The organism is Actinocrinis puniceicyclus (assembly GCF_018283645.1).
In the GTDB taxonomy this organism is placed as follows: Bacteria; Actinomycetota; Actinomycetes; order Streptomycetales; family Catenulisporaceae; genus Actinocrinis; species Actinocrinis puniceicyclus.
This window is the reverse complement of sequence record NZ_JAGSXH010000095.1, coordinates 1-23,103: the sequence shown is the minus strand read 5'-3', so window position 1 is coordinate 23,103 and position 23,103 is coordinate 1. Positions and strand designations below refer to the sequence as shown.

The 23,103-nt window shown below is 71.8% G+C and carries 19 protein-coding genes; 13 read left to right on the top strand and 6 right to left on the bottom strand.

The window, feature by feature from the left end:
• Window positions 1-1,333 (top strand): LytR C-terminal domain-containing protein (locus KGA66_RS21690; RefSeq protein WP_211470031.1); only part of this gene is annotated, 1,333 nt, incomplete at its 5' end.
• Between the two features lie 158 nt (window positions 1,334-1,491).
• Here the strand turns inward: KGA66_RS21690 and KGA66_RS21685 are convergent.
• Both KGA66_RS21685 and KGA66_RS21680 read right to left on the bottom strand, forming a co-directional pair.
• Complete coding sequence (locus tag KGA66_RS21685; RefSeq protein WP_211470030.1) at window positions 1,492-2,931, bottom strand: GH1 family beta-glucosidase; 1,440 nt, start codon at window positions 2,929-2,931, stop codon at window positions 1,492-1,494.
• Window positions 2,932-3,337: 406 nt separating this feature from the next.
• Window positions 3,338-4,015 (bottom strand): TetR family transcriptional regulator, encoded by a 678-nt coding sequence (locus KGA66_RS21680; RefSeq protein ID WP_211470029.1) that lies wholly within the window; start codon window positions 4,013-4,015, stop codon window positions 3,338-3,340.
• Window positions 4,016-4,153: 138 nt separating this feature from the next.
• Between KGA66_RS21680 and KGA66_RS21675 the strand changes: the two genes are divergently transcribed.
• The 6 genes from KGA66_RS21675 to KGA66_RS21650 all read left to right on the top strand — a co-directional run bounded on the left by KGA66_RS21675 (window position 4,154) and on the right by KGA66_RS21650 (window position 10,373).
• Window positions 4,154-4,336, top strand: a complete 183-nt coding sequence (locus KGA66_RS21675; RefSeq protein WP_211470028.1) for a hypothetical protein — start codon at window positions 4,154-4,156, stop codon at window positions 4,334-4,336.
• A complete protein-coding gene (locus tag KGA66_RS21670) occupies window positions 4,329-4,613 on the top strand; it encodes a hypothetical protein (protein ID WP_211470027.1) in 285 nt (94 codons plus the stop codon). Before KGA66_RS21675 ends, KGA66_RS21670 begins: the two co-directional genes overlap by 8 nt.
• A gap of 177 nt (window positions 4,614-4,790) precedes the next feature.
• The gene (locus KGA66_RS21665; RefSeq protein WP_211470026.1) at window positions 4,791-6,728 is read left to right on the top strand and encodes a cellulose binding domain-containing protein; all 1,938 of its coding nucleotides are present in this window, start codon (window positions 4,791-4,793) and stop codon (window positions 6,726-6,728) included.
• 71 nt (window positions 6,729-6,799) lie between these two features.
• Window positions 6,800-8,233, top strand: coding sequence for an MFS transporter (locus tag KGA66_RS21660; RefSeq protein WP_211470025.1), 1,434 nt, complete (start codon window positions 6,800-6,802; stop codon window positions 8,231-8,233).
• Entirely contained in the window at window positions 8,230-8,721 is a 492-nt protein-coding gene (locus KGA66_RS21655; RefSeq protein WP_211470024.1) for a GNAT family N-acetyltransferase, read from the top strand. The genes KGA66_RS21660 and KGA66_RS21655 overlap by 4 nt, the downstream gene beginning before the upstream one ends.
• Window positions 8,722-8,828: 107 nt before the next feature.
• Entirely contained in the window at window positions 8,829-10,373 is a 1,545-nt protein-coding gene (locus tag KGA66_RS21650) for an ATP-dependent DNA ligase (RefSeq protein ID WP_211470023.1), read from the top strand.
• Between the two features lie 224 nt (window positions 10,374-10,597).
• Here the strand turns inward: KGA66_RS21650 and KGA66_RS21645 are convergent, their stop codons facing one another.
• A complete protein-coding gene (locus KGA66_RS21645; RefSeq protein WP_211470022.1) occupies window positions 10,598-13,741 on the bottom strand; it encodes an AfsR/SARP family transcriptional regulator in 3,144 nt (1,047 codons plus the stop codon).
• Between the two features lie 285 nt (window positions 13,742-14,026).
• Between KGA66_RS21645 and KGA66_RS21640 the strand changes: the two genes are divergently transcribed.
• Together KGA66_RS21640 and KGA66_RS21635 are read left to right on the top strand one after the other, a co-directional pair.
• Window positions 14,027-15,304 carry a hypothetical protein gene (locus tag KGA66_RS21640; RefSeq protein WP_211470021.1) on the top strand — a complete coding sequence of 426 codons (1,278 nt, stop codon included), beginning with the start codon at window positions 14,027-14,029 and terminating at the stop codon, window positions 15,302-15,304.
• Window positions 15,301-16,302 carry a carbohydrate kinase family protein gene (locus KGA66_RS21635; protein WP_211470020.1) on the top strand — a complete coding sequence of 334 codons (1,002 nt, stop codon included), beginning with the start codon at window positions 15,301-15,303 and terminating at the stop codon, window positions 16,300-16,302. Before KGA66_RS21640 ends, KGA66_RS21635 begins: the two co-directional genes overlap by 4 nt.
• Here the strand turns inward: KGA66_RS21635 and KGA66_RS31800 are convergent.
• Complete coding sequence (locus KGA66_RS31800) at window positions 16,205-18,430, bottom strand: tetratricopeptide repeat protein (RefSeq protein WP_211470019.1); 2,226 nt, start codon at window positions 18,428-18,430, stop codon at window positions 16,205-16,207. The genes KGA66_RS21635 and KGA66_RS31800 overlap by 98 nt on opposite strands.
• Window positions 18,431-19,026: 596 nt before the next feature.
• Between KGA66_RS31800 and KGA66_RS21625 the strand changes: the two genes are divergently transcribed.
• Entirely contained in the window at window positions 19,027-20,121 is a 1,095-nt protein-coding gene (locus KGA66_RS21625; protein ID WP_211470018.1) for a polyprenyl synthetase family protein, read from the top strand.
• Between the two features lie 68 nt (window positions 20,122-20,189).
• Here the strand turns inward: KGA66_RS21625 and KGA66_RS21620 are convergent, their stop codons facing one another.
• Both KGA66_RS21620 and KGA66_RS21615 read right to left on the bottom strand, forming a co-directional pair.
• Window positions 20,190-20,945 carry a hypothetical protein gene (locus KGA66_RS21620; RefSeq protein WP_211470017.1) on the bottom strand — a complete coding sequence of 252 codons (756 nt, stop codon included), beginning with the start codon at window positions 20,943-20,945 and terminating at the stop codon, window positions 20,190-20,192.
• Entirely contained in the window at window positions 20,942-21,715 is a 774-nt protein-coding gene (locus KGA66_RS21615) for a class I SAM-dependent methyltransferase (protein WP_211470016.1), read from the bottom strand. Before KGA66_RS21615 ends, KGA66_RS21620 begins: the two co-directional genes overlap by 4 nt.
• Window positions 21,716-21,944: 229 nt before the next feature.
• Here KGA66_RS21615 and KGA66_RS21610 point away from each other — a divergent pair, with 229 nt between their 5' ends.
• From KGA66_RS21610 to KGA66_RS21600, 3 genes are all read left to right on the top strand, one after another.
• On the top strand, window positions 21,945-22,187 hold the full coding sequence (locus KGA66_RS21610) for a hypothetical protein (RefSeq protein ID WP_211470015.1): 243 nt from the start codon (window positions 21,945-21,947) through the stop codon (window positions 22,185-22,187).
• Window positions 22,087-22,530, top strand: coding sequence for a DUF4097 family beta strand repeat-containing protein (locus KGA66_RS31795; protein ID WP_211470032.1), 444 nt, complete (start codon window positions 22,087-22,089; stop codon window positions 22,528-22,530). Before KGA66_RS21610 ends, KGA66_RS31795 begins: the two co-directional genes overlap by 101 nt.
• A gap of 93 nt (window positions 22,531-22,623) precedes the next feature.
• Window positions 22,624-23,103, top strand: a 480-nt coding sequence (locus KGA66_RS21600; protein ID WP_211470014.1) for an FAD-dependent oxidoreductase, incomplete at its 3' end; no start/stop codon positions are given.

Genomic DNA, 23,103 nt, shown 5'->3' with positions numbered 1-23,103 from the left:
GCCTCCGCCTGCGCCATCCGCGCAGGCTCAGGCCGCCGCCCGGTCAGACGGGCCACCGCTGCCGACCCGGCCGGCGCGGCACGGTGGAGCGCCGGACAGCCACGAGGCATCCCGGCCGGCTCAGCCGGACTTCGGCGACCTGCCCACCGGTGCTGACCTGCCACGCATCTCCGACCCGACCCGCCGCGGCCCCGCGGGCCGCACGGACTCGGGGCAGCACCCGATCGGCCGGCCCGATCCAGGGCGCTCCGCGGCCGGACCGGGTTCCGGCTCCTTCGACGCAGGGCGCTTCGACACTGGGCAGTTCGACACCGGTCAGCACGCGACGGGCCAGTTCGACAGTGGGCAGTTCGGGACCGGCAGCTTCGGTACCGGCGCAGGTCAGGGCCCGGACCGCTTCGGCACCGGCCAGTTCCCCGCCGGCCGCTACGGTGGCGCGCCGCCGCGGCCTGACGCGTCGCGCGAGGGCGCGCCCCGGCCCGAGGGTTCCCGGCCGGGTCAGTACCCTGGCAGCAGTCGCCCCGACGACTCGCGCGCCGATGGGCCGCCCGTGTTCCCGCCTTTCGCCGCCCGCCCGCCGCAGCCCGGTGCGCGCCCAACGCGCCCCGGTCCCGCCGATGCCGCCGCGCCGCCGCGCCTGTCCCGGCTTGAGGCCGGCCGCGCGGCCCGCGCCGCGGACAGTCGCGCCGACCGCGAGGAAGAACTCGACCAGGACTCCGGGCGCGGCAGGTCCGCGCACGGCCGCCGCGCCGGTAGCCCGTCCGGCAACGGCGGCGGCAACCGGAAATTGATCGTCGGCGGCGCGGTCGGCGTCGTCGTCCTCGCGCTCATCGGGTACTTCGCGACCCGTCCGTCCGGTGGCTCCTCGGGCGGCGCCGCAGCGGATCCGACCGCGTCTCAGGCCGTGCTCGACCCGGGCGCGTCCGCGGGCGCGTCCGCTACCGCTTCCGCCGGCGGGGCGAACGCCGCGGGCAACGGTACCGCCTCTGCGTCCGCTACCGGCTCCGCACCGACGACCACCGGTGCGGCGGCCGTGGACAAGGCCCGGGTGCACGTCGCCGTGTTCAACGGCAGCGCGGTGAACCAGCGCGCCTCCGGCATCAAGACCGCGCTGGTCAACGGCGGGTTCACGCTCGCAACCGTCGGCGGCAACGTCGCCAAGACCGCGACCACGAAGGTCTTCTACCCCTCGACCCGCGCGGACTCCGCCGCGGCCGTCGCGAACGCGCTCGGCATACCGAGTGCGAACCTCGCGTTGTCGACCACGTATACGCAAGTCACGGTCGTCATCGGCACCGACTGGCCGTCGGGCACCACGTATCCGGCCGGCTGAGTCGGCCGCCGCCGATACGCGGCGTCCAGCAGACACATGCCGCGATCCGCAGTACGCGGCGAACCTCGCAGAGACACAGCGTCCCGCCGAAGCCCTCAGGTTTCGGCGGGACGCTCTCGTACTGTGCCGGGTGGTTACCGCAGCGGCCTGGGCCCCTGCTAGGCCAGGCCGCGCTCCTGCGCGATCTGGTCGCGGTACCAGTGCGCTGATGCCTTCAGGGTGCGCTTCTGCGTCGGGTAGTCCACGTACACGATCCCGAACCGCTTTCCGTACCCGTACGCCCACTCGAAGTTGTCGTGCAGCGACCACTGGAAATAGCCGCGCAGGTCCACGCCGTCCGCGATCGCGCGCGCCGCCGCGTCGAGGTGGTCGGAGACGTACTGGATCCGCTCCGGGTCGTGCACCTCGCCGGTCGGCCCGATGTAGTCGTCGTTCGCCATGCCGTTCTCGGTGATGACCATCGGGATGCCGTCATAGTCCCGGTGCACCCGCATGAGCAGTTCGTGCAGCCCGGTGGCGTCGATCGGCCAGTCCATGATCGTGCGCGGCAGGTCCACGTCCGGGAAGCTCAGGTCTCCGCAGCCCGGGTGGTCGGTCACCGCCTCCACGTGGCCGCTGCCGTCCGGGGCCGCGACGGTCAGCGGCGTGTAGTAGTTGATGCCGAGCGCGTCGAGCCGGGCGTTGATCGTCGCCGGGTCGCCTTCGCGGATGAACGACCAGTCGGTCAGGTGCGCGGTGTCGGCAAGCACGTCCGCCGGGTAGCTGCCGCGCAACATCGGGTCGAGGAACAGCCGGTTGGCGACCCCGTCGATACGCCGCAGCGCGTCGAGGTCCTCCGGGCTCTGGCTGGCGGCGCGTACCGCGCACAGGTTCAGCGTGACCGACAGCTGCGCCGCGTCGCCGACGACCGAGCGCACCGCCTGCGCGCCGAGGCCGTGGGCGAGGTTGAGGTGGTGGACCGCGGCCAGCGCGGCGGCCTGGTCGACGCGGCCCGGGGCGTGCTTACCGCTGCTGTAGCCCAGATAGGCCGAGCACCACGGCTCGTTGAGCGTGGTCCAGAACTCCACCCGGTCGCCCAGTCGGCGCGCGACGTGCGCGGCGTAATCTCCGAAGCGCAGCGCGGTCTCGCGGTTGGTCCAGCCGCCCTCGTCCTCCAGGGCCTGCGGCAGGTCCCAGTGATAGAGCGTCAGGAACGGGGTGATGCCCGCGGAAAGCAGCTCGTCGACGAGCCGTTCGTAGAAGTCAAGGCCGGCGCCGTTGACCGGGCCGCTGCCGGTGGGCTGGATGCGCGGCCAGGCGGTGGAGAAGCGGTAGGCGGTCAGGCCGAGGTCGGCCATGATCCGCACGTCCTCGCGATAGCGGTGGTAGTGGTCGATCGCCACGTCGCCGGTGTCGCCGTTGCGGACCCTGCCGGGCGTCCGGGCGAAGGTGTCCCAGATCGACGGCCCGCGGCCGTCCTCGTTCCAGGCCCCCTCGATCTGGTAGGCGGACGAGGCCGCCCCCCAGTGGAAGCCGACGGGGAAGCGGCGCGGGGCGACCGCGGTCGCCGTGGCTCCCTCCGTCCCGACGACTCGGGTGGCTCCCGCGGTGACTGTCATTGGGGAATCCCCTCTTCCGGTGGCCCGACCGCAGCCGGGAACACCCCGCACCGCACCCGACGCCCCTCGTCGTCGCGCTCAACCGAAAGCACGCTGTCGTGGGCCGACCACTGACCGTATTCTTCCACCGGCCGGACCCGGTGACGCGGGTGCGGCCGAAATTGGATGAGCGCAGCCCTTGAGAGCGCTCTCACGGGATCAGGATCGCGGTACGGACCAGACCTGTCAAACGTGCGCCGCGCCCAGGCGCGCTACCAGCGGCTCCGGGTGAAAGGTGCGCCGGGCCGGGAGGCCCGCGCCGCGATCTTCACAACCGCGGCGGTGGTCCGGCGGTGCTCCGGCGTCGCCCGGGTGCTGCTCACGGCGCTCACTCTGTGTACTTAACCGGATCATGTACTTAACCGGATCAGTCGCCGTCGCGCCAGTGCCGCCTGCCCAGCGCGATCAACCGCAACTGCATCCGCGCCGCCTCCAGGATGGCCTGCTCGTCCCGGTGCGCGCCGGCCGCCGCGTCGAGGATCGCGGTCGCCGTGAGGATGGTGAGATTAACGTAAAGCTCCGCCAGGATCCGCACCTCGCCGGTCGGCCAGCCCGCCGACGCCGGCTGCCGGGACAGGTCCACCACCAAGTCGCGCACGAAGCCGTCCAGTTCGGCGCGGATCGCGGTGCGTACCGCCTCGACGCCGCCGTGCCGCTCCCGGGCCAGGAAACGGAAGTGCGCCGGGTGCTCGTGCACGTGATGGGCTATCAGGTCCACCGAGCGCGCGATCATGCCGTCCACGTCGCCGTCCTGGACGCGGATCTCGCGCACCATCGCGCGCAGACTGCCGAAGGACTCCTCCACCAGCGCCACGCCCAGGGCCGTGATGTCGGGAAAGTGCCGGTAGAACGCCGCCGGGGCGATGCCCGTCTCCCGGGCGACCTCGCGCAGGCCGAGACTGCTCAGGCTCTGGCGCTCCAGCAGCCGCAGCGCAGCGGCGAGAAGGGCCTGGCGGGTGCGCAGCTTGCGGGCCTGGCGCACCCCGCCGCCGCTGCCGGCGGTGTCCGCCGGGTCGCCGGTCACCTCGCCGGGCGCATCGCGCATCTGTGGTCCAACTCACTCGGTAAACGACTGTTCTCCGGACCGGCTCAGCGTATCCTGAATTTGAGTGAACGACTGTTTCGGTTTTATCCGCTACCGGCCGCGGGCCGCGGCCCGGAAGGTAGAGCCATGATTCTCCTGATGGCCGCTCTGGTCGTCTTCGCCCTCGCCACCGGCGCCCTCTCGCTGCTCACCGCCAAGACCGCGGTCGCGTTCGGTGTGCTCATCGGCGGTTGGCTGCTGCTGTTCGCCGCCCGCACGCTGCTGGCCCGCACGCTGCCGGCCCGCACGCTGCCGGCCCGCAAGGCGGCGCGCCATGGCTGACGCGCTGCACCTGCCCGACCGCGCGGCCGCCCGGGAGAACGGCGGCAAGTCAGTGGTCGCCTTCGTCTGCGGCCTGGTCGGCCTGCTCGTGGGCAATCTGGTGCTCGGGCCGGTGGCGATCGGCCTCGGCCTGGCCGCCCTGCGCGGGCCCAACCCCCGGCGCGCCCGCGCGGTGCTCGCCGTCGCCCTCGGCGTCGCCGATCTCGTGGTGTTCGCAGCCCTCACTGTGCACTCGGCCGCCGGCCACGGTGGCGTGCTGTGGAAGTTCGGGTCCTGAATCGATTACGGGCTCTTACTCGGCGCCGCCGGCGGACCGCCGTGAAAGCTTCACGGCCGTGCTGCCCGGACGCGTCAGGGTAATGCGCCATCGTTGAGCGGCCGGGATGTCGTTCGTACCTTCTGCGTGGCTGGCCGGGCCTCCGGCCGGCCGGTCCTCGCAGAAGGGAACTGCGCCGTGCCAACCCCTGAAAGGGTCCTTCCGCCCACGGCTCGCCGCTGGACCGCGGTGCGCGCACCGCTCGCCGTACTGCTCGTCGCCGGCGGCCTGGCCGTCGCCGTGTCGCAGTCGCATCCGGCCTACGCCGCCGGAGCCGTGACGATCAACGGATCGACGACCTATCAGAACATCACCGGATTCGGTGCCTCCGAGGCCTTCGGTGAAGCCTCGACGGTCATGAGCGCCTCCGCCTCGGTCCAGCAGCAGGTGCTCAGCCTGCTCTACAGCCCCACGAGCGGCGCGGGCCTGACCATGCTGCGCAACGAGATCAGCGCCGACTCCGGCGCCACGATCGAGCCGAACTCGCCGGGCAGCCCCACCGCCGCCCCGACCTACGTGTCGCTGGCCTCGATCAACCAGGACCAGGGCCAGCTGTGGTTCGCCCAGCAGATCAAGAGCCTCTACGGCGTCGACAACGTCTTCGCCGACGCCTGGAGCGCCCCGTCGTTCATGAAGACCAACAACTCCACCAGCAACGGCGGAGCCGTGTGCGGTCTCAACGGTGCCACGTGCAGCAGCGGCAACTGGGTGCAGGCCTACTCGAACTACCTGGTCCAGTACGCCAAGGACTACGCGGCCGCGGGAATCCCGCTGACCTACCTCGGCCCGGAGAACGAGGCCAACCTCTCGACGAGCTACGACAGCATGCAGTTGAGCCCGTCGCAGACCGCGCAGCTGATCGACACGCTCGGTCCGACCCTGGCGAACTCCGGCCTGTCCGCGCAGCTCGAGTGCTGCGCCACCGAGGGCTGGGACTACGCGGCGCAGTACGCCTCCGCGATCTCGGGCGACGCGACCGCGAACTCGTACACCAAGGTTTTCACCAGCCACGGCTACACCGCGGCGCCGACCTCTGCGCTGCCCGGCTGGAGCAAGCCCGCCTGGCAGACCGAGTGGTCCACCTTCGACGGCTTCAACTCCGCTTGGGACGACGGCAGCGACGCCTCCGGCCTCACCTGGGCGCAGCACATCAACACCGGCCTGACCTCCGCGAACCTGAGCGCCTTCCTGTACTGGTGGGGCAGCACGACCCCGTCCGAGAACGGTGACAACGAGGGTCTGCTGGAGATCAACGGCTCGTCGGTCATCCCGACCGGCCGGCTGTGGGCCTTCGCCAACTACAGCCGCTACATCCACCCGGGCGCGACCCGGATCGGGGCCACCACCTCGGACAGCGGCCTGACCCTGTCCGCGTACAAGAACACCGACGGCACCGTGGCGGTAGTCGTGCTCAACACCGCGAACAGCGCCGACTCGGTGTCCTACTCGCTGCAGAACACCGGGATCACCACGGGAACGGCCACCCCGGTGCTCACCAACTCCTCGAACAACGCCGCCGCGCAGTCCGCGATCACCGTCGGCGGCGGCACGTTCAGCGCCAGCATCCCGGCGCGTTCCCTGGTCACCTACGTGATCTCGGGTAGCGGCGTCAGCGGCAGCCCCTCGGCGAGCCCGAGCACCAGCCCGTCGGCCTCGCCGTCGGCGTCCCCGTCCGCCTCGCCGTCCGCGTCCCCCTCCTCCTCGCCGTCGTCTTCCCCGTCGTCTTCGCCGTCGGCCTCGGCCAGCGCCGGCGGCGCGACCTGCAACGTCTCGTACGTGAAGTCGAGCGAGTGGCCCGGAGGATTCGTCGCGAACGTGACCATCTCCAACACGGGTACGTCGGCGATCAACGGCTGGACGCTCAAATTCAACTATCCCGGCGACCAGAAGGTGACCAACGCCTGGAGTGCGACGGTGACGCAGAGCGGGACGGCGGTCTCCGCGACGAACGTCTCGTACGACTCGACTATCAGTCCCGGAGGAAACGTCACAGTCGGCTGGCAGGGCACGTGGACGAGCAGTGATGCGAGCCCGACGGCCTTCACCCTCAACGGAGCCGCCTGTTCGACCTCGTAAGCGGCCTAAGGTGCGAGCACCTATGACCAGCCGCTGAACCGCTGCCGATCGCCGCGCGCTACCGTGACGTAATGAGCGGAGCCGATGTCACACCGCGCGCGGCGATCGGCAGCGGCCACGCGAAACCAGCAGAAGCAGCGGACACAGCGGACACAGCGGATGCAGGTGAAACAGCGGCCGGGCCGCGAGCACCCGAAGCGCGCGCACCGGCCCTGGTCCGCGGCCGCGTCTCGGTCTCGCTGCTGTTCCTGCTCTACGGCGTCATCCTCGGTTCCTGGACTTCGCGGATCCCGGCCGTCAAGCAGCGGCTCGGGGTCGGCGACGGGCAGTTGAGCCTGGCGCTGCTCGCCTTCGCGGCCGGAGCGATCGTCGGAATGCAGGCGGTGGGGCGGCTCGTGGATCGCTACGGCAGCCGGCGGGTCATGTTGCCGGCCGCGCTCGTCGACGCGGCGGTGCTGCTCGGTCCCGCGTTCGCGCCGAACCTGCCGACGCTCATGCTGGCGTTGTTCGGTTTCGGTGCGGTACACGGCACGCTGAATGTGGCGATGAACGCCAACGCGGTCGAGGTGCAGAGCGCGTGGGGCCGGCCGATCATTTCGTCCTTCCACGCGGTGTACAGCATCGGTGGATTCGTCGGTGCCGCACTCGGTGGCCTGTACGCGCGCGCCGGACTGGGCCCGGCCGTCACCTTCGCCACAGTCACCGGCCTGGTCACGCTCGGGGTCGGTTGGTCTTGGCGCTCGGCGTTCACCCCGCCGGCCGCGGGGCCCGCACCCCGGCCCACCCCGGCGGCACGGTCCGGGCGCCTGTCCCCGGCGCGGCCCCCTGCCGGCGTCGGGAACGCGCCCGCGACCGCAGCAGCGCCCGCGACCGCAGCAGCGCCCGCGACCGCGGACCGGCTCTCGGTATTCGGGCGGCTGCGCGCTTTTCTCGCCCCCTCCCCGGCGGTGCTCTTCCTCGGGGTCCTCGCGTTCTGCTGCCTGGTCGGCGAAGGCGCCGCGGCGGACTGGAGCGCGGTCTATCTACACGACAACCTGCACACCAGTGCCGGCTTCGCCGCCAGCGCGTACGCGGCCTTCGCGGTCGCCATGACCGCCGGGCGGCTGATCGGCGACCGGCTGACCGCCCGGTACGGCCCGGTACGCCTGGTGCGCGCCTGCGGCGTGCTCGCTTCGGCCGGCCTCGCCGCCGGGCTGCTCGTCAACGCGCCGATCGCGGGGGTAGTCGGCTTCGGCTGCCTTGGCGCGGGCCTCTCGTGCATCGTGCCGCAGGTGTTTTCGACGGCCGGCACGCGGGACCCCGCGCGTGCGGGTGAGGCCATCGCTCGCGTCGCCAGCATCGGCTTCATCGGCTTCATCGCCGGCCCGATCGTCATCGGCGGCGTGGCCGACGTGGTTGGTCTACCCGTGGCCCTCGCGGTCCCGGTGCTGCTGGTGTTGGCGGTGGCTGTCGCGGCGCCCGCGCTGCGTCCGGCCACGCCGAGCCCGGTTACCCTGGTGCGATGATCAGACCCGCTGCTCCGGACGACGTACCGGCGATCCTGGCGATGGTGCGTGACCTGGCCGAATACGAGCGCGCCCGGCATGAGGTCGCCGCTACCGAGCCGCTGCTGAGCGCGGCGCTGTTCGGTGAGGCACCCGCCGTGTCCGCGCTCATCGCGCAGGACGAGGAAACCGGCGAGCCGGTCGGCTTCGCGTTGTGGTTCCTGAACTTCTCCACCTGGCTCGGCCGGCACGGGATCTACCTCGAAGACCTGTACGTCAAGCCGCACGCCCGCGGCGCGGGACACGGCCGGGCGCTGCTCACCAGGTTGGCGCAGATCGCGGTCGAGCGCGGCTACGGGCGGGTCGAATGGTCGGTGGTGGACTGGAATGCGCCCTCGATCGGCTTCTACAAGTCGCTCGGCGCGCTGCCCCAGGACGAGTGGACCACGTTTCGGCTCACCGGTGACGCCCTCGACCGGCTCGGTGCGCCGCTGCCCGACGCGTCCTGACCTTCGGCGCGCCGCGGGCACGGTGTCCAGTGCGCTGTAGGCGCAGTGTCCAGTGCGCGCCGCGGCGCGTCGTGCCGAGTGTCGGTGCCGCGCGCCACCATGGAGGCATGCTGTTCGCCGAGCTCGTCCAGGTCTCCGCAGCCATGGCGGCGACACGGTCGCGCCTGGCCAAGGTCGAGGCGCTCGCCGGGCTGTTGCGTGCCGCCGCCGCGGAGCCGGAGGGAGCGGCCGCGGTGCGCGTCGTGGCCGCGTACCTCGTGGGCGTGCCCTTGCAGGGCCGCCTCGGTACCGGCTGGCGCACGCTGATCCGGCTCGACGTGCCGCCGGCCGAGGCCCCGAGCCTGACCGCCGCCGGCGTGGACGCGGCGCTGCAGAGTCTGGCGGGTACGTCCGGGTCCGGGTCGCGCGGCCGCCGTGCGGAACTGCTCGGCGCATTGCTGGGCGCCGCGACCGCCGAGGAGCAGGGCTTCCTGCTGCGCCTGCTGACCGGCGAGCTGCGTCAGGGCGCCCTTGAGGGCGTCATGCTCGATGCCGTCGCCCGGGCCGCGCAGGCACCCGGTGAGCAGGTCCGCCGGGCCTTCATGCTGTCCGGCTCGCTGCCGGACACCGCGGCCGCCGCAGTGTGCGGCGGCGCGCAGGCGCTGGCCGCGGTCGGCCTGCGCGTGGGCAGGCCGATCCGCCCGATGCTCGCCTCGTCGGCCGAGTCCCTGCCGGCCGCCCTCGCCGAACTCGGGCAGGCCAGTGTCGAGTACAAGCTCGACGGGGCCCGCATCCAGGTGCACCGCGACGGAGATCAGGTCAGCGTCTTTACCAGAACCCTGCGCGACATCACCGCGAGCGTGCCCGAACTGGTGGATCTCACGCGCTCGCTGCCCTGCGAGACGGTCGTGCTCGACGGCGAGACGCTCGCGCTGACCGACGAGGGCCGCCCGCGCCCCTTCCAGGAGACGATGAGCCGCTTCGGTGCCGCCTCGGAGCGTGACCTGCTGCTGCACCCGTACTTCTTCGACTGCCTGCACCTGGACGGCGTCGACCTGCTCGACGCGCCGCTGGCGCAGCGTCACAGCGCCCTGCGGCGTGTCGCAGGGCCTTACATCATTCCGGGCGTGCACCGGCCGGCGGCCGATGAGGCGCTGGACCTGCTGGCCGCGTCGCTCTCGGCGGGGCACGAGGGGGTCATGGTCAAGGCTCTGGACGCGCCGTACGCGGCCGGTCGCCGCGGCCGCTCCTGGCAGAAGGTCAAGCCGTCGCACACCCTCGACCTGGTGGTGCTGGCCGCGGAGTGGGGGCACGGCCGCCGTACCGGGTACCTGTCCAATCTGCACCTCGGCGCGCGCGACCCGGACGGCGGCGCGCCGGTGATGGTCGGTAAGACGTTCAAGGGCCTGACCGACGAGCTGCTGGCCTGGCAGACCGCGCGGTTCCCGAAGCTGGCGGTGCGGCGCACCGACGCGGCGATGTACCTGCGCCCGGAACTCGTCGTCGAGATCGAACTCGACGGCGTGCAGGTCAGCCCCCGTTATCCCGGCGGTGTCGCGCTGCGCTTCGCCCGCGTGCTGCGATACCGCCCGGACAAGGGCCCCGAGGAAGCCGACACCATTGATGCGGTTCGTGCCCTGCTTCCCCAGCGTGACGCGCCCTCAGCGGAATGAAGCCGCCATACCCCGGGGACCAGAGAAAACCCTGGTACTGATTTTGCCTGCGCTAGACGAAGGAACCCTTCCGCACACCGGGCCGAGCTGGCACACTACTCATGATCAGACACCCCACCCCGTCTGATCCATCACCCGGCGTGTGGATTCGTTCCCGCCGGAAGGGCCCCCGGCATCGCATCCCCCCCGTGATGCCGGGGGCCGCCCCGTCTCTGCGACCCTGCTCAGGGCTGCTGACCGTCAGTCAGCAGGGCACGCACCTCGTCGGCGTCCGGCAACCTCAGCTCCTCGAAGAGGCTCAGCGCCTTGCGCCAATGCTCTCGCGCCGCGGCCCGCCCTCGGGTGACCGCGAGTACGTCGCCGATCCGCCGGTGCGCCCGGGCCTGGTCGGCAGGTGCCGCGGCCCGCCTGCTGTGCGCCAGAGCACTGCGATACGCGGTGAGCGCCTCGGAGCGCTCGCCGCGTTGTTCGTACGCCGAACCAAGAGCCTGGTATACATTCGCATGAGCCAGCGGGTCCTCGACGCGTTCGAGCAGCCGCAGGCTTCGCCGCAGCAGTTCGAAGGCTTCCGGCTCCCGTCCCAGCGCTCGGTCGGCCTCCGCCATGCCGATCAGCGTCTCGATCTCGCTGCGAGTGTCGTCGAGCTGATGGAAGGTCGCGAGCGCATCCCGGAAGGATTCCAGCGCGGCCACGTGGTCGGCGGTGTGATTGTGCAATGCGCCGAGATTGTGCGCGATGATCGCGAGACGGTGTGGGCTGCCGATCTGGACGGTCAGTTCGAGCGCCGCCTCGTAGTGCCGCAACGCCTCCGGGTACCTGCCCATGCGCTGGTATGCCTCGCCGAGATTGTTCAGGCAGTTGCGCTCGCTGGCCAGGTCGCCGCTTTCGCGCGCGGTGCGCAACGCGGTCTCGAAGTGCTCCAGGCTCTCGCCCGGCACGCCGAACTCAAGGGTCACAATGCCCAGGTGATAGGTCGCCACGCCCAGGCCCGCCCGGTCGCCGAGAGTTGACCGCAGCGTTGCGCACTCCCGCAGGCACTGGTCTGCGGCTTGAGGGCGGCGGGCTCGCCAGTGGACGCGGCCCAGTTGCAGCAGGGCGTCGGCCTGCCCCGCCCGGTCGCCGCGATCCCGGTAAATGCCCAGCGCGGTCTCGGCACACATCTGCGCCTGGTCAAGGCGCCCTGAGCCCCAGTTCGCGGCGGCCAGATCGACCAGCGCGCCGGCCTGGCCGAGGGAGTCGCCCAGCGCGAGCCAGGCTCGCAGCGCGTTCTCGTGCACCTCGACCGCCTCGTTCCAGCGGCCGCGCCGGTCGAGGAACTGGGCCATGGAGTGCGCGAGCTGCCCGGCGACGCGGTAGGACTTGCGGTCCAGCGCGTGTTTGGCGCAGGCGACCAGGTTGGTGAATTCGAGCTCGAACCAATCCTGTGCCTCGGCCGCGGTGGAAACGGGCGGGCAGTCGGGCGGGGCGCTTTCGTCCGGCAAAGTGAGTCTGCGATCGTTCGGCTCGAGAGTGAGCGCGGCACGCACGGCGGTCGTCAGATAGTAGGACACCATTCTGCGGCGGGACTCTGCACGCACGGCCGGATCATCGTCGCGGTGCACTCGCCGTACCGCGAAGTCACGGAGCAGATCGTGCATGCGGTAACGGTGCCGCGCGGGCTCTTCCACGAGGTTGTGATTTACCAGCGCGTCGAGCACCAGGTCTGCTTCAGCGATGGCCATCCCGCCGAGCGCGGCGGCCGCGCGCAGGCCGATTTGGGCGCCGGGGTGCAGACCGACTCGGCGAAACAGCCGCCTCTCTGTCTCGTTGAGCGCCTGGTACGACGCGTCGAAGGAGGCGCGGACCGGCCGGGAGAGGTGGTCGTCTTCATCGTGCTGCGCCCGCGTGTAGGTGAGCCGCTGCGCGAGATCCGTCAAACGCCATGCGGGTCGGGAGCGGAGGTGGCCCGCGGCCACCACGACGGAGAGCGGCAGTTGCCCGCACAGCGCGGTGATCTCGCGCAGCCGTCCGGGTTCGTCGACTCGCTCCGGTCCGGCCAGCCGGGCGAACAGTTCGCCCGCGTCGGCCGCGGGCATCGGGCCGAGCGACCGCACATGCGCGTCGGCCAGTTCCGGCAGCCGCGTCCGCGTCGTGATGAGTACGGCGCTTCCGCGCGCGGCAGGCAGTAAGGGCAGGACCTGGCCGGCGTCGCGGGCGTTGTCGAGTAGCAGCAGCAGCGGTTGTTCGGCGGTGCGACTGCGCCACAGCTTCGTGCACGCGTCGAGCGAGTCGAGTCGCTGCAACCGCGCGTTCTCGGCATCGATCAGCCCGAGAAGGGCGAGCAGCGCTTCACCCGGTTCCATCGGCTGCTGATAAGGGTCGTGCCCGCGCAGGTTGAGTTGGAGCGCCCCGCCGGGGAACCGATCGCGCAGCAGGTGGGCCGCGCGCAGGCACAGTGTGCTCTTCCCGGAGCCCGGCATGCCGTCGACGACGCACACCGAGGTGAAGCCGCCGGCCAGATCGTCTTCGATCGCGGCCAGCAGCCCGGCCAGTTCCGCTGCACGCCCGGTGAAATGCGCAGGATCGCGTTCGAGCGCGTTGGCCGGTTCGGTCCGCCGTGTCTCGCCGTGTGCCGGCTGTGCGGTGAGCGAGGGATCGCTGCGCAGCACCCGCTCGTGCAGTTCCCGAAGCTCGCGACGCGGTTCGAGCCCGAGCGCGCGCAACCGCTCGCGGGTGCGCCGGTACACGTTCAGCGCCTCGGTCTGCCGTCCGGCCCGGTAGAGCGCGGTGATCAGGTAGCCGACCGCCGCCTGGTCCGCCGGTCCGCGCGCGACGAGCTCGGTCAGCTCGCCGATCAGTTGGCCGTGCCGACCGAGCCGCAGTGCGACCTCGATCCGCTTGAGCACCGCGGCGCGCCGCCGCTCCAGCAGGCTCGCGCGCGCCGCCTGGGCCCAGTCCCCGGGTATGCCGGCCAGCGGTTCGCCGCGGAAGAGATCGATCGCCTTGCTCAGCAGCGCCTCGGCCCGCCGGGCATCGCTGAGCGCGGCCGTTTCGGCATGGCGCATGAGTTCGTCGAAACGTGACACGTCGACGCACGCCCCGGGCACGACGAGCCGATATCCGTGAGCCGACGTGGTCAACAGCACGGTGCCGTCGACGCCGGCGTCCTTCAGACGCCTGCGCAACCTGGAGATGTACGACTGCAGCGTGGCGCGCGCGTGCGCGGGCGGCTGCTCGCCCCAGATGCGCTCGGCGAGCGCGTCGGCGGACAGGGTCTGACCCGCGGCCAGCACCAACGCCGCGACCGCGCAGCGCTCCTTCGGGCCGCCGAGCTCCCAGCGCGTATCGGCGACCCAGAGGTCGACCGGGCCGAGAATGCGCAACTCCAACAGCATCCCCATTCGTCGGGCGGCCGGAGTCTCAGGTATGTATCAGAATTCTCATTCTCCGGCCGGTCCGCGGTCCGCTGCCAGGGCGCGCGGAATCGTCCATATGCGCCCCATATGCCACGCGCGCCCATGCGTGCGCGGCCGCCTGCAAGCAAACCGTCAAGCGAAATGCACGTCGCGTATCAGCATCCGGTGGCATCAGCCTGATGAACGGCGCCGGTCTCGGCAGTCATGCGCGAAGCCGGCGGTCAGTCAGGGGACGGATTCGCTTTGGGGGCGTTGGACATGAGCATCGTCTCGATGGCCGAGTGGCGCAAGGTGCCCATCGGTCCGGATGCGGCGCGGTGGAGCACCCGCACGCAGTGCGTCACGGTATTGATCGTCGTGGACACGGTCACCAGCGGCCAGCGGCTGCTGGAGGTGGCACGGCTCTTCGAGGCCGACTTCCGGGTGCAGGTGGTCTTCACCAGCCCGGTGGGAGGGGTCTTCGACAACGGGGTCGGCGAGTTCCTGGCGGGCATCGGCGCACTCGTGGTGCCGTGGCGTCAGGCGGTCGACTTCGACTTCGGCCTGGCGGTCGCGGCCGGGCACGAAGGGATCCACGAACTGCACGCGCCGGTCGTGCTGTTGCCGCACGGCGCGGGCTTCAACAAGCGGGTGTCGGCCGGGCAGCGCGGACGCGTGGTCGCCCAGCGCGAGGTGTACGGTCTCGGGGCGCAGTGGCTGGTGCGTGACGGCGCCCTGATTCCCTCGGCTCTGGTGCTGGCGCACGAGGAGGAGCGCGCCCGGCTCGCCCTCGGCTGCCCGCAGGCGCTGTCCTGCGCGGTGGTCGTCGGCGATCCCTGCTATGACCGTATCGAAGTGAGCCGGCCGCGCCGCTACGCCTACCGAGACGCCCTCGGCGTCGGGCCGGGCCGTCGCCTGGTCACGGTCGCGAGTACCTGGGGACCGTCCTCGCTGCTCGGCCGGGTGCCGGATCTGCCCGGTCGCCTCGTGGCGCAACTGCCGCCGGACGAGTACCAGGTGATCGTGCTCGCGCATCCGAACGCCTGGTTCGGGCACGGGCGGTGGCAGATCACCGCCTGGTTGACCGGCGCGCTGCGCGAGGGGCTCGGGCTCGTGCCGCCCGAGGCGGACTGGCGCGCGGTGCTGGCGGCGTCCGACGTCGTGATCGGTGACCACGGCTCGGTGAGTCTCTACGCGACCGCCGCGGGCGCGCCGGTCGCCTTCGCGGGACAGCTGTCCGCCGACGTCGACCGCGGTTCGCCGCTGGGGGAACTGGCCGCTTTCGCCCCGCGCCTGTCGTCCCGAAGGCCGTTCGCGGCGCAGTTGGAGCGGCTCGGGCCGGACTTCCGCCGCGACGACTACGCGCGGGTCGCGGGCCGGATCACCTCGAAGCCGGGCCGGTTCGCCCCGAACATGCGCCGGCTGCTCTACCGCCACCTGGGACTGGACGAGCCCGCGGTCGCTTCGGCCGCCGAGCCGGCCCCGCTGCCGACACTCATCCGCTACGGATCCGCGTCGTCGGACTCGGCGTGCTCCCGGATCGGAGGCGCCCGATGAGCCGGGTCGTCGTGGTCGGCGTATCAAGCCTCTACATCACTGTGCCGGTCGAGCGGTTCCCCGTGCCCTACGAACCGACCTGCCGCCCCGCGTGGACGCACGTCGGTGTCGGGGGCGTGGGCGCGCATGTGGCCCGCGTTCTGCGAGCCCTCGACGAGGAGGTCGACCTGTGCACCGTCGTCGGCGACGACTCGGCGGGCGCGGCGATCCGGCGCGAACTGTGCCGTCACGGGCTGGACGGACCGGGCGTGGTCACCGGCCCCGGCTCGTCGCTCGGCGTGGTGCTGGTCGACGAGTCCGGCCGGCGGGCGGGGCGCCCCTGTCTCGCCGCCGTGGACGCGGTCACGTATCCCGCGCCGACCTTCGCCGACACGGTGGCCGGCGCCGACCTCGCGGTCGTGACGAACACGGTCTTCGCGCGTGAACTGCTCCCGATCGCTGCGCGGCTCAGGGTGCCCGTCGCCGTCGATGTGCATCTCATCGGCGATCTCGAAGACCCGTACGACCGCCCGTGGCTCCAGGTGGCGGATGTGCTGTTCTGCAGCCACGAGGCGCTCCCGTGCCCCCCGGCCGAGTGGATCCGCCGGGTCTTCTCCCGGTACCCGGGCTGTTCGATCGTCGCTGTGGGCTGCGGCCCGCGCGGCTGCGTCGTCGGTACCCGCGACGGCGCGCTACTGCGGGCCGCGGCCGTGGCGCCGCGCGGCGTCGTGAACACCACGGGCGCGGGAGACGCGTTGTTCGCCTCGTTCCTGCACGGCTGGCTGGCCGGGGGCAACCCGGTGCAGGCGCTGGCGCAGGCGGTGGTCTACGCGGGCTGGAAGATCGGTGACCGCTCTCCGGTGGAGGCGCAGTTGAGCTCGGCGGAACTCGGCGGGCTGCTGACGCGGCATCGGGTGAGGATCACGGCGGGCCGGTGGGATCGGGGCGCGGCGCCGGGTCCGGCCCATCCAGGCTCTGCTCGGCCACACAACGGGCCGCCAGCTGTGACAGGGAACTGATGCGACGGTGAAGCCATGCGCTGCTCGGTGTGCCGAGCTGGCCGAGCAGCGCGGCGGCCCGGCGGTACGAACTCGCCGCCTCTTCGCTCCTGCCCTCACGTTCGGCCAGTTCGCCCTCGTAACCGAGCGCTTCGGCCTCTCCCGCGATCGAGCGAAGCTCCCGCATGCACTCGCCCGCCGCGTCGAGTTCGGTCCGCGCGCGAGCGGGCTGCGAGCCCAGCCGGCCCAGCGCCCGGCCTGTCAGCATACGCAGATGCGCGGTGCTGGACAGGTCGGGCGAACCGCGCAGGCCCTCTTCCGCCTCAGCGAGCCGACAGAGCGCTTCGGCGCAGCGCCCGGTCTCGATGAGGGCGTCGCCGAGGTCGATGCGTACCAGGGCGCTCTGGCGCGCGTCGCCGAGGTCAAGGTGCACTGCCAGCGCGTGTTCCAGCAGCTGGATGGCGTCCTCCGGATCGCCTCGTCGCAGGGCTACGACGCCCAGGCTGTTGACTGCGGTGGCCCGCCGGTGCCTGTCGCCGAGCTGTTCGTAGAGCGAGGCGGCCGCGCGCAGGTGGTCGGCCGCCTCGTCGTACCGGCCGAGGTCGCAGGCCAGGAGGCCGAGTCGCCTCAGCATGCGGGCTTCGGTGCCGCGGTCGCCCAGTTCGCGGGCGCAGCGCAGGCCGAGCAGGTCGAACTCCTGCCACACGCAGTAATACTTGCGGTGCGCGAACAGCGACCACATCTGCCCCGCGATCCGCAGCGCGATCCGTGGCCGCTGCCGGTCGGCGGCGTGGCGTGCGAGGCCGAGCAACTGCGTGGCCTCGGCATCCAGCCAGTCGAGCGCGGTGTGCTGGGCGGGAAAGGCCAGTGGTGGCGCTGCCAGGCCGGTGACCTCGGCGGGCCGGTCGCGGCGGTATGGCCGGACCGCGGTCGCCGCCGCGACGGCCGTAGACAGGTACCAGTTCTCCACGCGGATGATCGACTCCTCGCGTTCCTCTCCGGGCATGGCCCGCGACCGCTCGCGCGCATGAAGGCGGATCAGCTCATGGAACTGATACGTGTCCTCGCCGTGCTGTTGGAGCAGATTGGCCTGGGTCAGTGTCCTCAGTAGGTCTCTGACTTCGACTTCCGGCAGGTCGGCCGCGGCGCAGGCCGCGATGGTGCAGAGCCGGGCGAGCGGCAGGCCGCCGAGTATCCGGTACAGGCGCGCCGCTTCGGGTGAAAGTCCGCGGTAACAGGAGTCGATGACTGCGCGCACTCCTTCTCCCTCTTCGGTAAGCCGGTCAAGCCGCCGGGTCTCGTCCTTCAGTTCTTCGGCCACGCGGCTGAGCCGTTCGTACGGGTTGTAGGCCACTCGATGACCGACGAGGCAGACGGCGAGCGGCAGCCCGCCGCACAAACGCGCTACTTCAAATGCCGCGACCAGCTCCGACCGATCCGAGTCCGTGTCCGCGTCCGCGTGGGAGTTGCCGTCCGGTTCGTGGGCGGGAAGGCCGAGCCCGGCGACGCGTTGCAGGAGCAGGACGGCCGCGTGCGTCTCCAGTGGCCCGACCGTGAGCCAACGCGCGCCGTCCGAGCGAAGGCCGGCGAGCTGCCACGTGCTCGTGATCACGGTCCGGCACGTGGCGCCGCCTGGGATCAGCGGCCGCACTTGAGCGGCGGAGGTGGCGCCGTGCAGCATCACGGCCATCCGCCGGCCGGCTGAGGCCGAACGGAAGAGCGCCGCGCTGCCAGCCAGGTCCGGCGGGATGCTGTCCGCGGGCAGCCCGAGTGCGGCGAGGAAGCCGCGCAGTACTGCCAGAGGCTGCACCGGATCGCCGATTGCCCGCAGGTCGGCGTACAAAGCGCCGTCCGGATAGCCGGCGGCGTCGCGGTACAGCCAGGTGAGGCAGAGCGCTGCTTTGCCTGCACCGGCGGGCCCGGTGAGAACGACCGGCCCGCTGTGGTCCTGACGCGACCAGTTGTCGAGCCGGTCGAGTTCGCGTTCGCGGCCGATAAGGAACGGTGGGGGACCGGGCAACTGGCGTGGAATCGGCAGCGTGGGAGGGGTCGCGGCGCGATGGATGTGAATTCCTCCGTGCACAGCGCCGGCTTGTACGACGTTGCCCGCGACGTGCCCGCTGATTTCGTTGGTCTCGAACTCGACCACTGAGCCCCCCAGCGTCCCAGCGTCCCGAACGTCGCAGCGCTCGAGGATCCCGGCTCATTTCAACGTAGCGGGTAAGGTGAGTCGCGCAAAACGTTGCGGCGTTATCGGCGCCGTTGTCTCCGGCGCCTAGGAGCGTAGGGCTGATCAGGCACGCTCGTCGGCTGTGGCGCTTTCAGTACGCCGTTACGGCGTACCGGATTTGTGACTCCTCGGACGAGAGTCGTAGGCTGCGACGCCTGAGCTGAGGCGGCCGTACAGCGCCGCTCTGCGTCGTACAGAAAGCGAGCGCCGCGTGTCCGCGATAGCCATGATCATCATGAGTGGGTACTGCGCATATCTGTTCTGCAGATAGGACGAGGCGGGGCGCGTCACGAGTGCGCGCCCCGCTGGCGTAGGCGAGGGCGTCGCTCCGCCGCACCGGCGGGCTTCGCGCCGGGCGAATTTCCTTCCTGAGTACTGCTGTAACCGGTTGAACCGTGTGCCGGCCGTTCGCCGTGCACATGGTGCGTCTCCGCTGCCCGGCTGTGATGCTTGGGTGAGGCCGCGGTGTGCGGGTAGGCCGTAGTGGGCGAGGCGGCGAAGCGGGAGGTCGGACCATGCGCGAAGTGGAGCCGCTGCGTTCGCGGGTGGACCGGGTCCTGGGGGAGTACCTCGCCGCGCGGCTGGACGAGGTCGGGACACCGGGCGGCGGCGCCGGGGACGGGCACCGGGACTTGGCCGAGCGGGAGTTCGTCTCGCAGATCGCCGACCTGATCACACGCGGAGGCAAACGGCTGCGCTCTGTGCTTTCTGTGCTCGGCTCGATGGGAACCGGGGCCGCTGCGGACGACGAGATCGTGCGGGCAAGCGCCTGCCTTGAGTTGCTGCACGCGTGCGCGCTCATCCACGACGACGTGATGGACCGCTCCGAGACCCGGCGCGGCGGCGCGACCGTGCACCGCTGGTTCGCGGCACGTCACGCGGACGGCGCGTGGCGCGGCGACGCGGTGCAGTTTGGAGCCGGCGCCGCGATCGCCGCCGGGGACCTGTGCCTGGTGTGGGCCGACCGGCTGCTGCGGGAGAGCGGGCTCGCCGCCGCCGCGCTGGAACGCGGCCGCCCGGTCTACGACGCGATGCGCGCCGAGACGATCCGAGGCCAGTACCTTGACCTCGCCGCGCAGGCCGGCGGCTGGTTCGACCTCGACGACGCGCTGACGGTCGCGCGCGCGAAGACCGCGGCGTGCACGACGACCGGCCCGCTGCGGTTCGGCGGGACGCTGGCCGGCGCGAGCGCGGACCTGCTGGCGGCGTACGAGGCATACGGTCTCGCGCTTGGGCTGGCCTTCCAGCTGCGCGACGATCTGCTCGGAGCCTTCGCCGACCCGGCGGTTATCGGCAAGCCCTCCGGGGACGATCTGCGCGACGGCAAGTGCACGGTGCTGCTCGCCGAGACGTATCAGAGGCTGGATCCACCGGGACGGCTGCACCTGCGGCGGCTCACCGACGCGGGCGAGCGGGACGCGGTGCCGCAGATCCGCGGCCTGATGATTGAGACCGGTGCGCGCGACGCGGTGCAGGAGCGGATCGAGCAGCTGGGAAAGCGGGCGGTCGAGGCACTCGGCGGCGGCGCCGGCAGCCGCGGCGGCGTGGCGATCGACGCCGCGGTAAGGGAATCGTTGACCGGGCTGGTCGGGGCCGTCACAGAAGACTGATCGCACGGCCCGCGGCCCGCGGCGCGGGAAACCGGCGCGACCTACCCGGTGTGACCCGCCAGCGCGACCTACCAGTGCGGGAGCCGGGCCAGCAGGAGGGCCCCGGCCACGGCCGGCATCGCGTAGGACAGGAGCCTGAGCGCGCCGTCCAGCGGCTGAAGCAGCGCGGCCCGGGTCAGCGGCATGGTCGATCCGTCGGAGAATTCGACGACACCGGTGACGCCGACCGTGCGCCGCCGCAGCATCCGAGCCGGGGTACTCAGCCGGCGTTGCGCGGCGGATAGCGCAGTGGCCGCGATCACGGCGAGCAGCGCGGCGAGCGTGTTCGGCGAATTGAGCGGCGGGGCCTGCGAGACGTATCCGACCGCCGCGGGAAACGCCCCCCAGGCCAGGGCGAAGCCGAGGTCGGTGTGCAGCACGCCGCCGAAAAGCTCCAGGTTGTAGCCGAGCACAAGCACGATCCCGGCCACGACCAACGGGATCAGCACCAGCCCGGTGTGCGGCAGTACCGCGATACCGAGCGCCGCCGCGGCCGCGAGCGAGACGACCGCCGCGGTCCACAGCGCCCGGCCGCTGATACCGGTGCCCAACGGCCGCCCGTTCCACTCGTCGAGCGCGTGCGCGGCGACACCGACCGCGAGCGCGAACGCGAGCACCGCCGCGCCGAGGACCAACCAGTCGACGTGCGGCGCCAGGGCGGCACCCACCCCCACATACGACAGATGCCAGAGGGTGTACGGCGGATGCAGAACCGTCCACCAGTCCCAGCGTGCGCCGCCGTGTCTCGCGTAGAAGGCGGGGGAGAGCGAGTCGGTGCCGGTCACGCTCGTTCGCCTTCCAGCGCCGCGGCGGCCCCGGACTTGCGGCCCCACATGATCAGGCCGCCGCCGAGACTCATGGCGCGCGAGCCGACTTCTTCGATCCCTGCTTCCCGCCACTGCGCGACGGTCTGCTCGACCGGATGCCGCCGGTAGTGCTCTGAGATGGACGGACCGAGGAAACGCCCGACCCGCGCCCACTCCCGCCCGCCGGTGACGAGACCCGCGGCCGGGAGCACCGCGCGCGTGTACCCGTGCCAGGCCGCGTGCCACAGCGGGTCCCCGGGAACTGCGAATTCGAGGCTTGCGATGGCGCCGCCGGGCCGCACCACGCGGGCGAGTTCCCGCAGGGTCGCCGCCGGGTCGGTGACGTAACGCAGCAGGTAGGTGAACGTGAGCGCGTCGAAGGACTCGTCGGGGAACGGCAGCCGTTCGGCGCGGCCCGCGACGAGCCTGACCTGCCCGTCCGCGTTCGCGCGGGCGACGCGTTCGCGCCCGACCCGCAGCATCTGCTCGGTCAGGTCGACGCCGACCACTTCCGCCGGTGTGCGCCGGGTCCAGGCCAGCGCCACCCCGGCGGTCCCGGTGGCCACGTCGAGCACGCGGCGCGCGCCGGGGCTGATGCGCAGCGCCGCGTCCACCATCGCGTGCCGCCAGCGCCGGTTCTGCCCGAACGAAAGCAGTTCCGCCAGCAGGTCGTACTTGCCCGGCAGGCCGTCGAACAGGCCGCGGGTGAAAGCGTTGGCCTGCGCGTCCGTGTCCCAATGCGTCCGCATCTCGCCTCCTCGGCGGGACTCATACCCACCGGCGCACGCATCACCGGTTGTCGCCCGATCGGCCGATAGACGCCACCGTACGGCCGGGCGGCCGGACGCGGCGCGGCTACGGTGATAACGGAGGCGGGGACCGGGGCGGATCGTTCCGGTCCGGCGGCTTCGCCGCACGCGGCGCCACGACCGCGCCGAGAGCCGGTCGCGGTGCGGCACCGTGATCGAGGAGGAAACCATGTCCTCGTCCTACTCGCGCGGATCGGCCACATTCTCCGTGGCGGTCGCCTTGCTGCTCATCGGGTTCACCGCGCCGCCGGCGAACGCGAGCCGGCCGCCGGACCCGCCCGCGCCCCGGGGCGGCGCGTCGGTGAGCGTGGATCATTGCGGCGCCAGCGGCGTCCGCCTGGAAAGGGCGGTCGACCGGCGGGGTTTCGCGGCGGCGCTCGCCCAGGTTTCGCGGCTTCTCCCGGGCGCGTAGGGCCGCCCTAACCGGCAGCCTTAACGGCGGCGTCGTCTGGGCGCGGGCCGCATCCGGGGCCGTCACCGGGACCCGGCTCGCCTCGCAGCGAGTCGACGCGCAGACGCTCTCCGGCGACGTCGAACTGGACTTAGCCGCCGCGCCGCAGTCGGTGACCGCCTCGGTCGCCTCCGGATCGGTGGACGTCACCGTGCCGGTGGGCACGACCTATCGCGTTTCGGGCCGAACCCAGTCGGGCGACCGGCAGATCGCGGCCGGGGTGCAGGACTACTCCTCGCCCCGGCAGATCACGATCGACACCGATTCGGGTGATGTCGCACTCGGCTACGCGGGCGGAAGTTGACGTAACCTGTGACCGTGGGTGCCGCGGGCGTCACGCACGTCCGCCGCGCCTTCGACGTCAACAGGCGACAGTCGCGGCGGCGAGGAGATCCCGATGCCAGCGTCCGAACCATTCGTCATCGTCGGAGCGGGCCTGGGCGGCGCGAAGGCCGCCGAGGCGCTGCGCGCGAAGGGCTACGAAGGCCCGCTCGTGCTGGTGGGCGAGGAGCCGCACCGGCCGTACGAGCGCCCGCCGCTGTCGAAGGACTACCTGACCGGCAAGAGCGAGCGCGAGAAGGCTTTCGTGCACCCCGAGCCCTGGTATGCCGAGCACGACGTCGAACTGCGGCTCGACAGCCACGTCGCCGCGATCGAACGCTCGGCGCACCAGGTGCGGCTTGCCGACGCCACACGTCTGGACTACGCCAAGCTGCTGCTCGCCACCGGCGCCACCCCGCGCCACCTGCCGGTGCTCGGCGGCAACGCCCAGCAGGTGGTGTACCTGCGCACGATGGACGACTCGGAGCGGCTGCGGGAACTGCTCGGCCGGATCTCCCGGCTGGTGATCATCGGGGCGGGCTGGATCGGGCTGGAG

Coding starts and splice junctions, on each gene's coding strand:
- KGA66_RS21685 (WP_211470030.1), bottom strand. CDS start 2,931: ATGACAGTCACCGCGGGAGCCACCCGAGTCGTCGGGACGGAGGGAGCC.
- KGA66_RS21680 (WP_211470029.1), bottom strand. CDS start 4,015: ATGCGCGATGCGCCCGGCGAGGTGACCGGCGACCCGGCGGACACCGCC.
- KGA66_RS21675 (WP_211470028.1), top strand. CDS start 4,154: ATGGCCGCTCTGGTCGTCTTCGCCCTCGCCACCGGCGCCCTCTCGCTG.
- KGA66_RS21670 (WP_211470027.1), top strand. CDS start 4,329: ATGGCTGACGCGCTGCACCTGCCCGACCGCGCGGCCGCCCGGGAGAAC.
- KGA66_RS21660 (WP_211470025.1), top strand. CDS start 6,800: ATGAGCGGAGCCGATGTCACACCGCGCGCGGCGATCGGCAGCGGCCAC.
- KGA66_RS21655 (WP_211470024.1), top strand. CDS start 8,230: ATGATCAGACCCGCTGCTCCGGACGACGTACCGGCGATCCTGGCGATG.
- KGA66_RS21650 (WP_211470023.1), top strand. CDS start 8,829: ATGCTGTTCGCCGAGCTCGTCCAGGTCTCCGCAGCCATGGCGGCGACA.
- KGA66_RS21640 (WP_211470021.1), top strand. CDS start 14,027: ATGAGCATCGTCTCGATGGCCGAGTGGCGCAAGGTGCCCATCGGTCCG.
- KGA66_RS21635 (WP_211470020.1), top strand. CDS start 15,301: ATGAGCCGGGTCGTCGTGGTCGGCGTATCAAGCCTCTACATCACTGTG.
- KGA66_RS21625 (WP_211470018.1), top strand. CDS start 19,027: ATGCGCGAAGTGGAGCCGCTGCGTTCGCGGGTGGACCGGGTCCTGGGG.
- KGA66_RS21615 (WP_211470016.1), bottom strand. CDS start 21,715: ATGCGGACGCATTGGGACACGGACGCGCAGGCCAACGCTTTCACCCGC.
- KGA66_RS21610 (WP_211470015.1), top strand. CDS start 21,945: ATGTCCTCGTCCTACTCGCGCGGATCGGCCACATTCTCCGTGGCGGTC.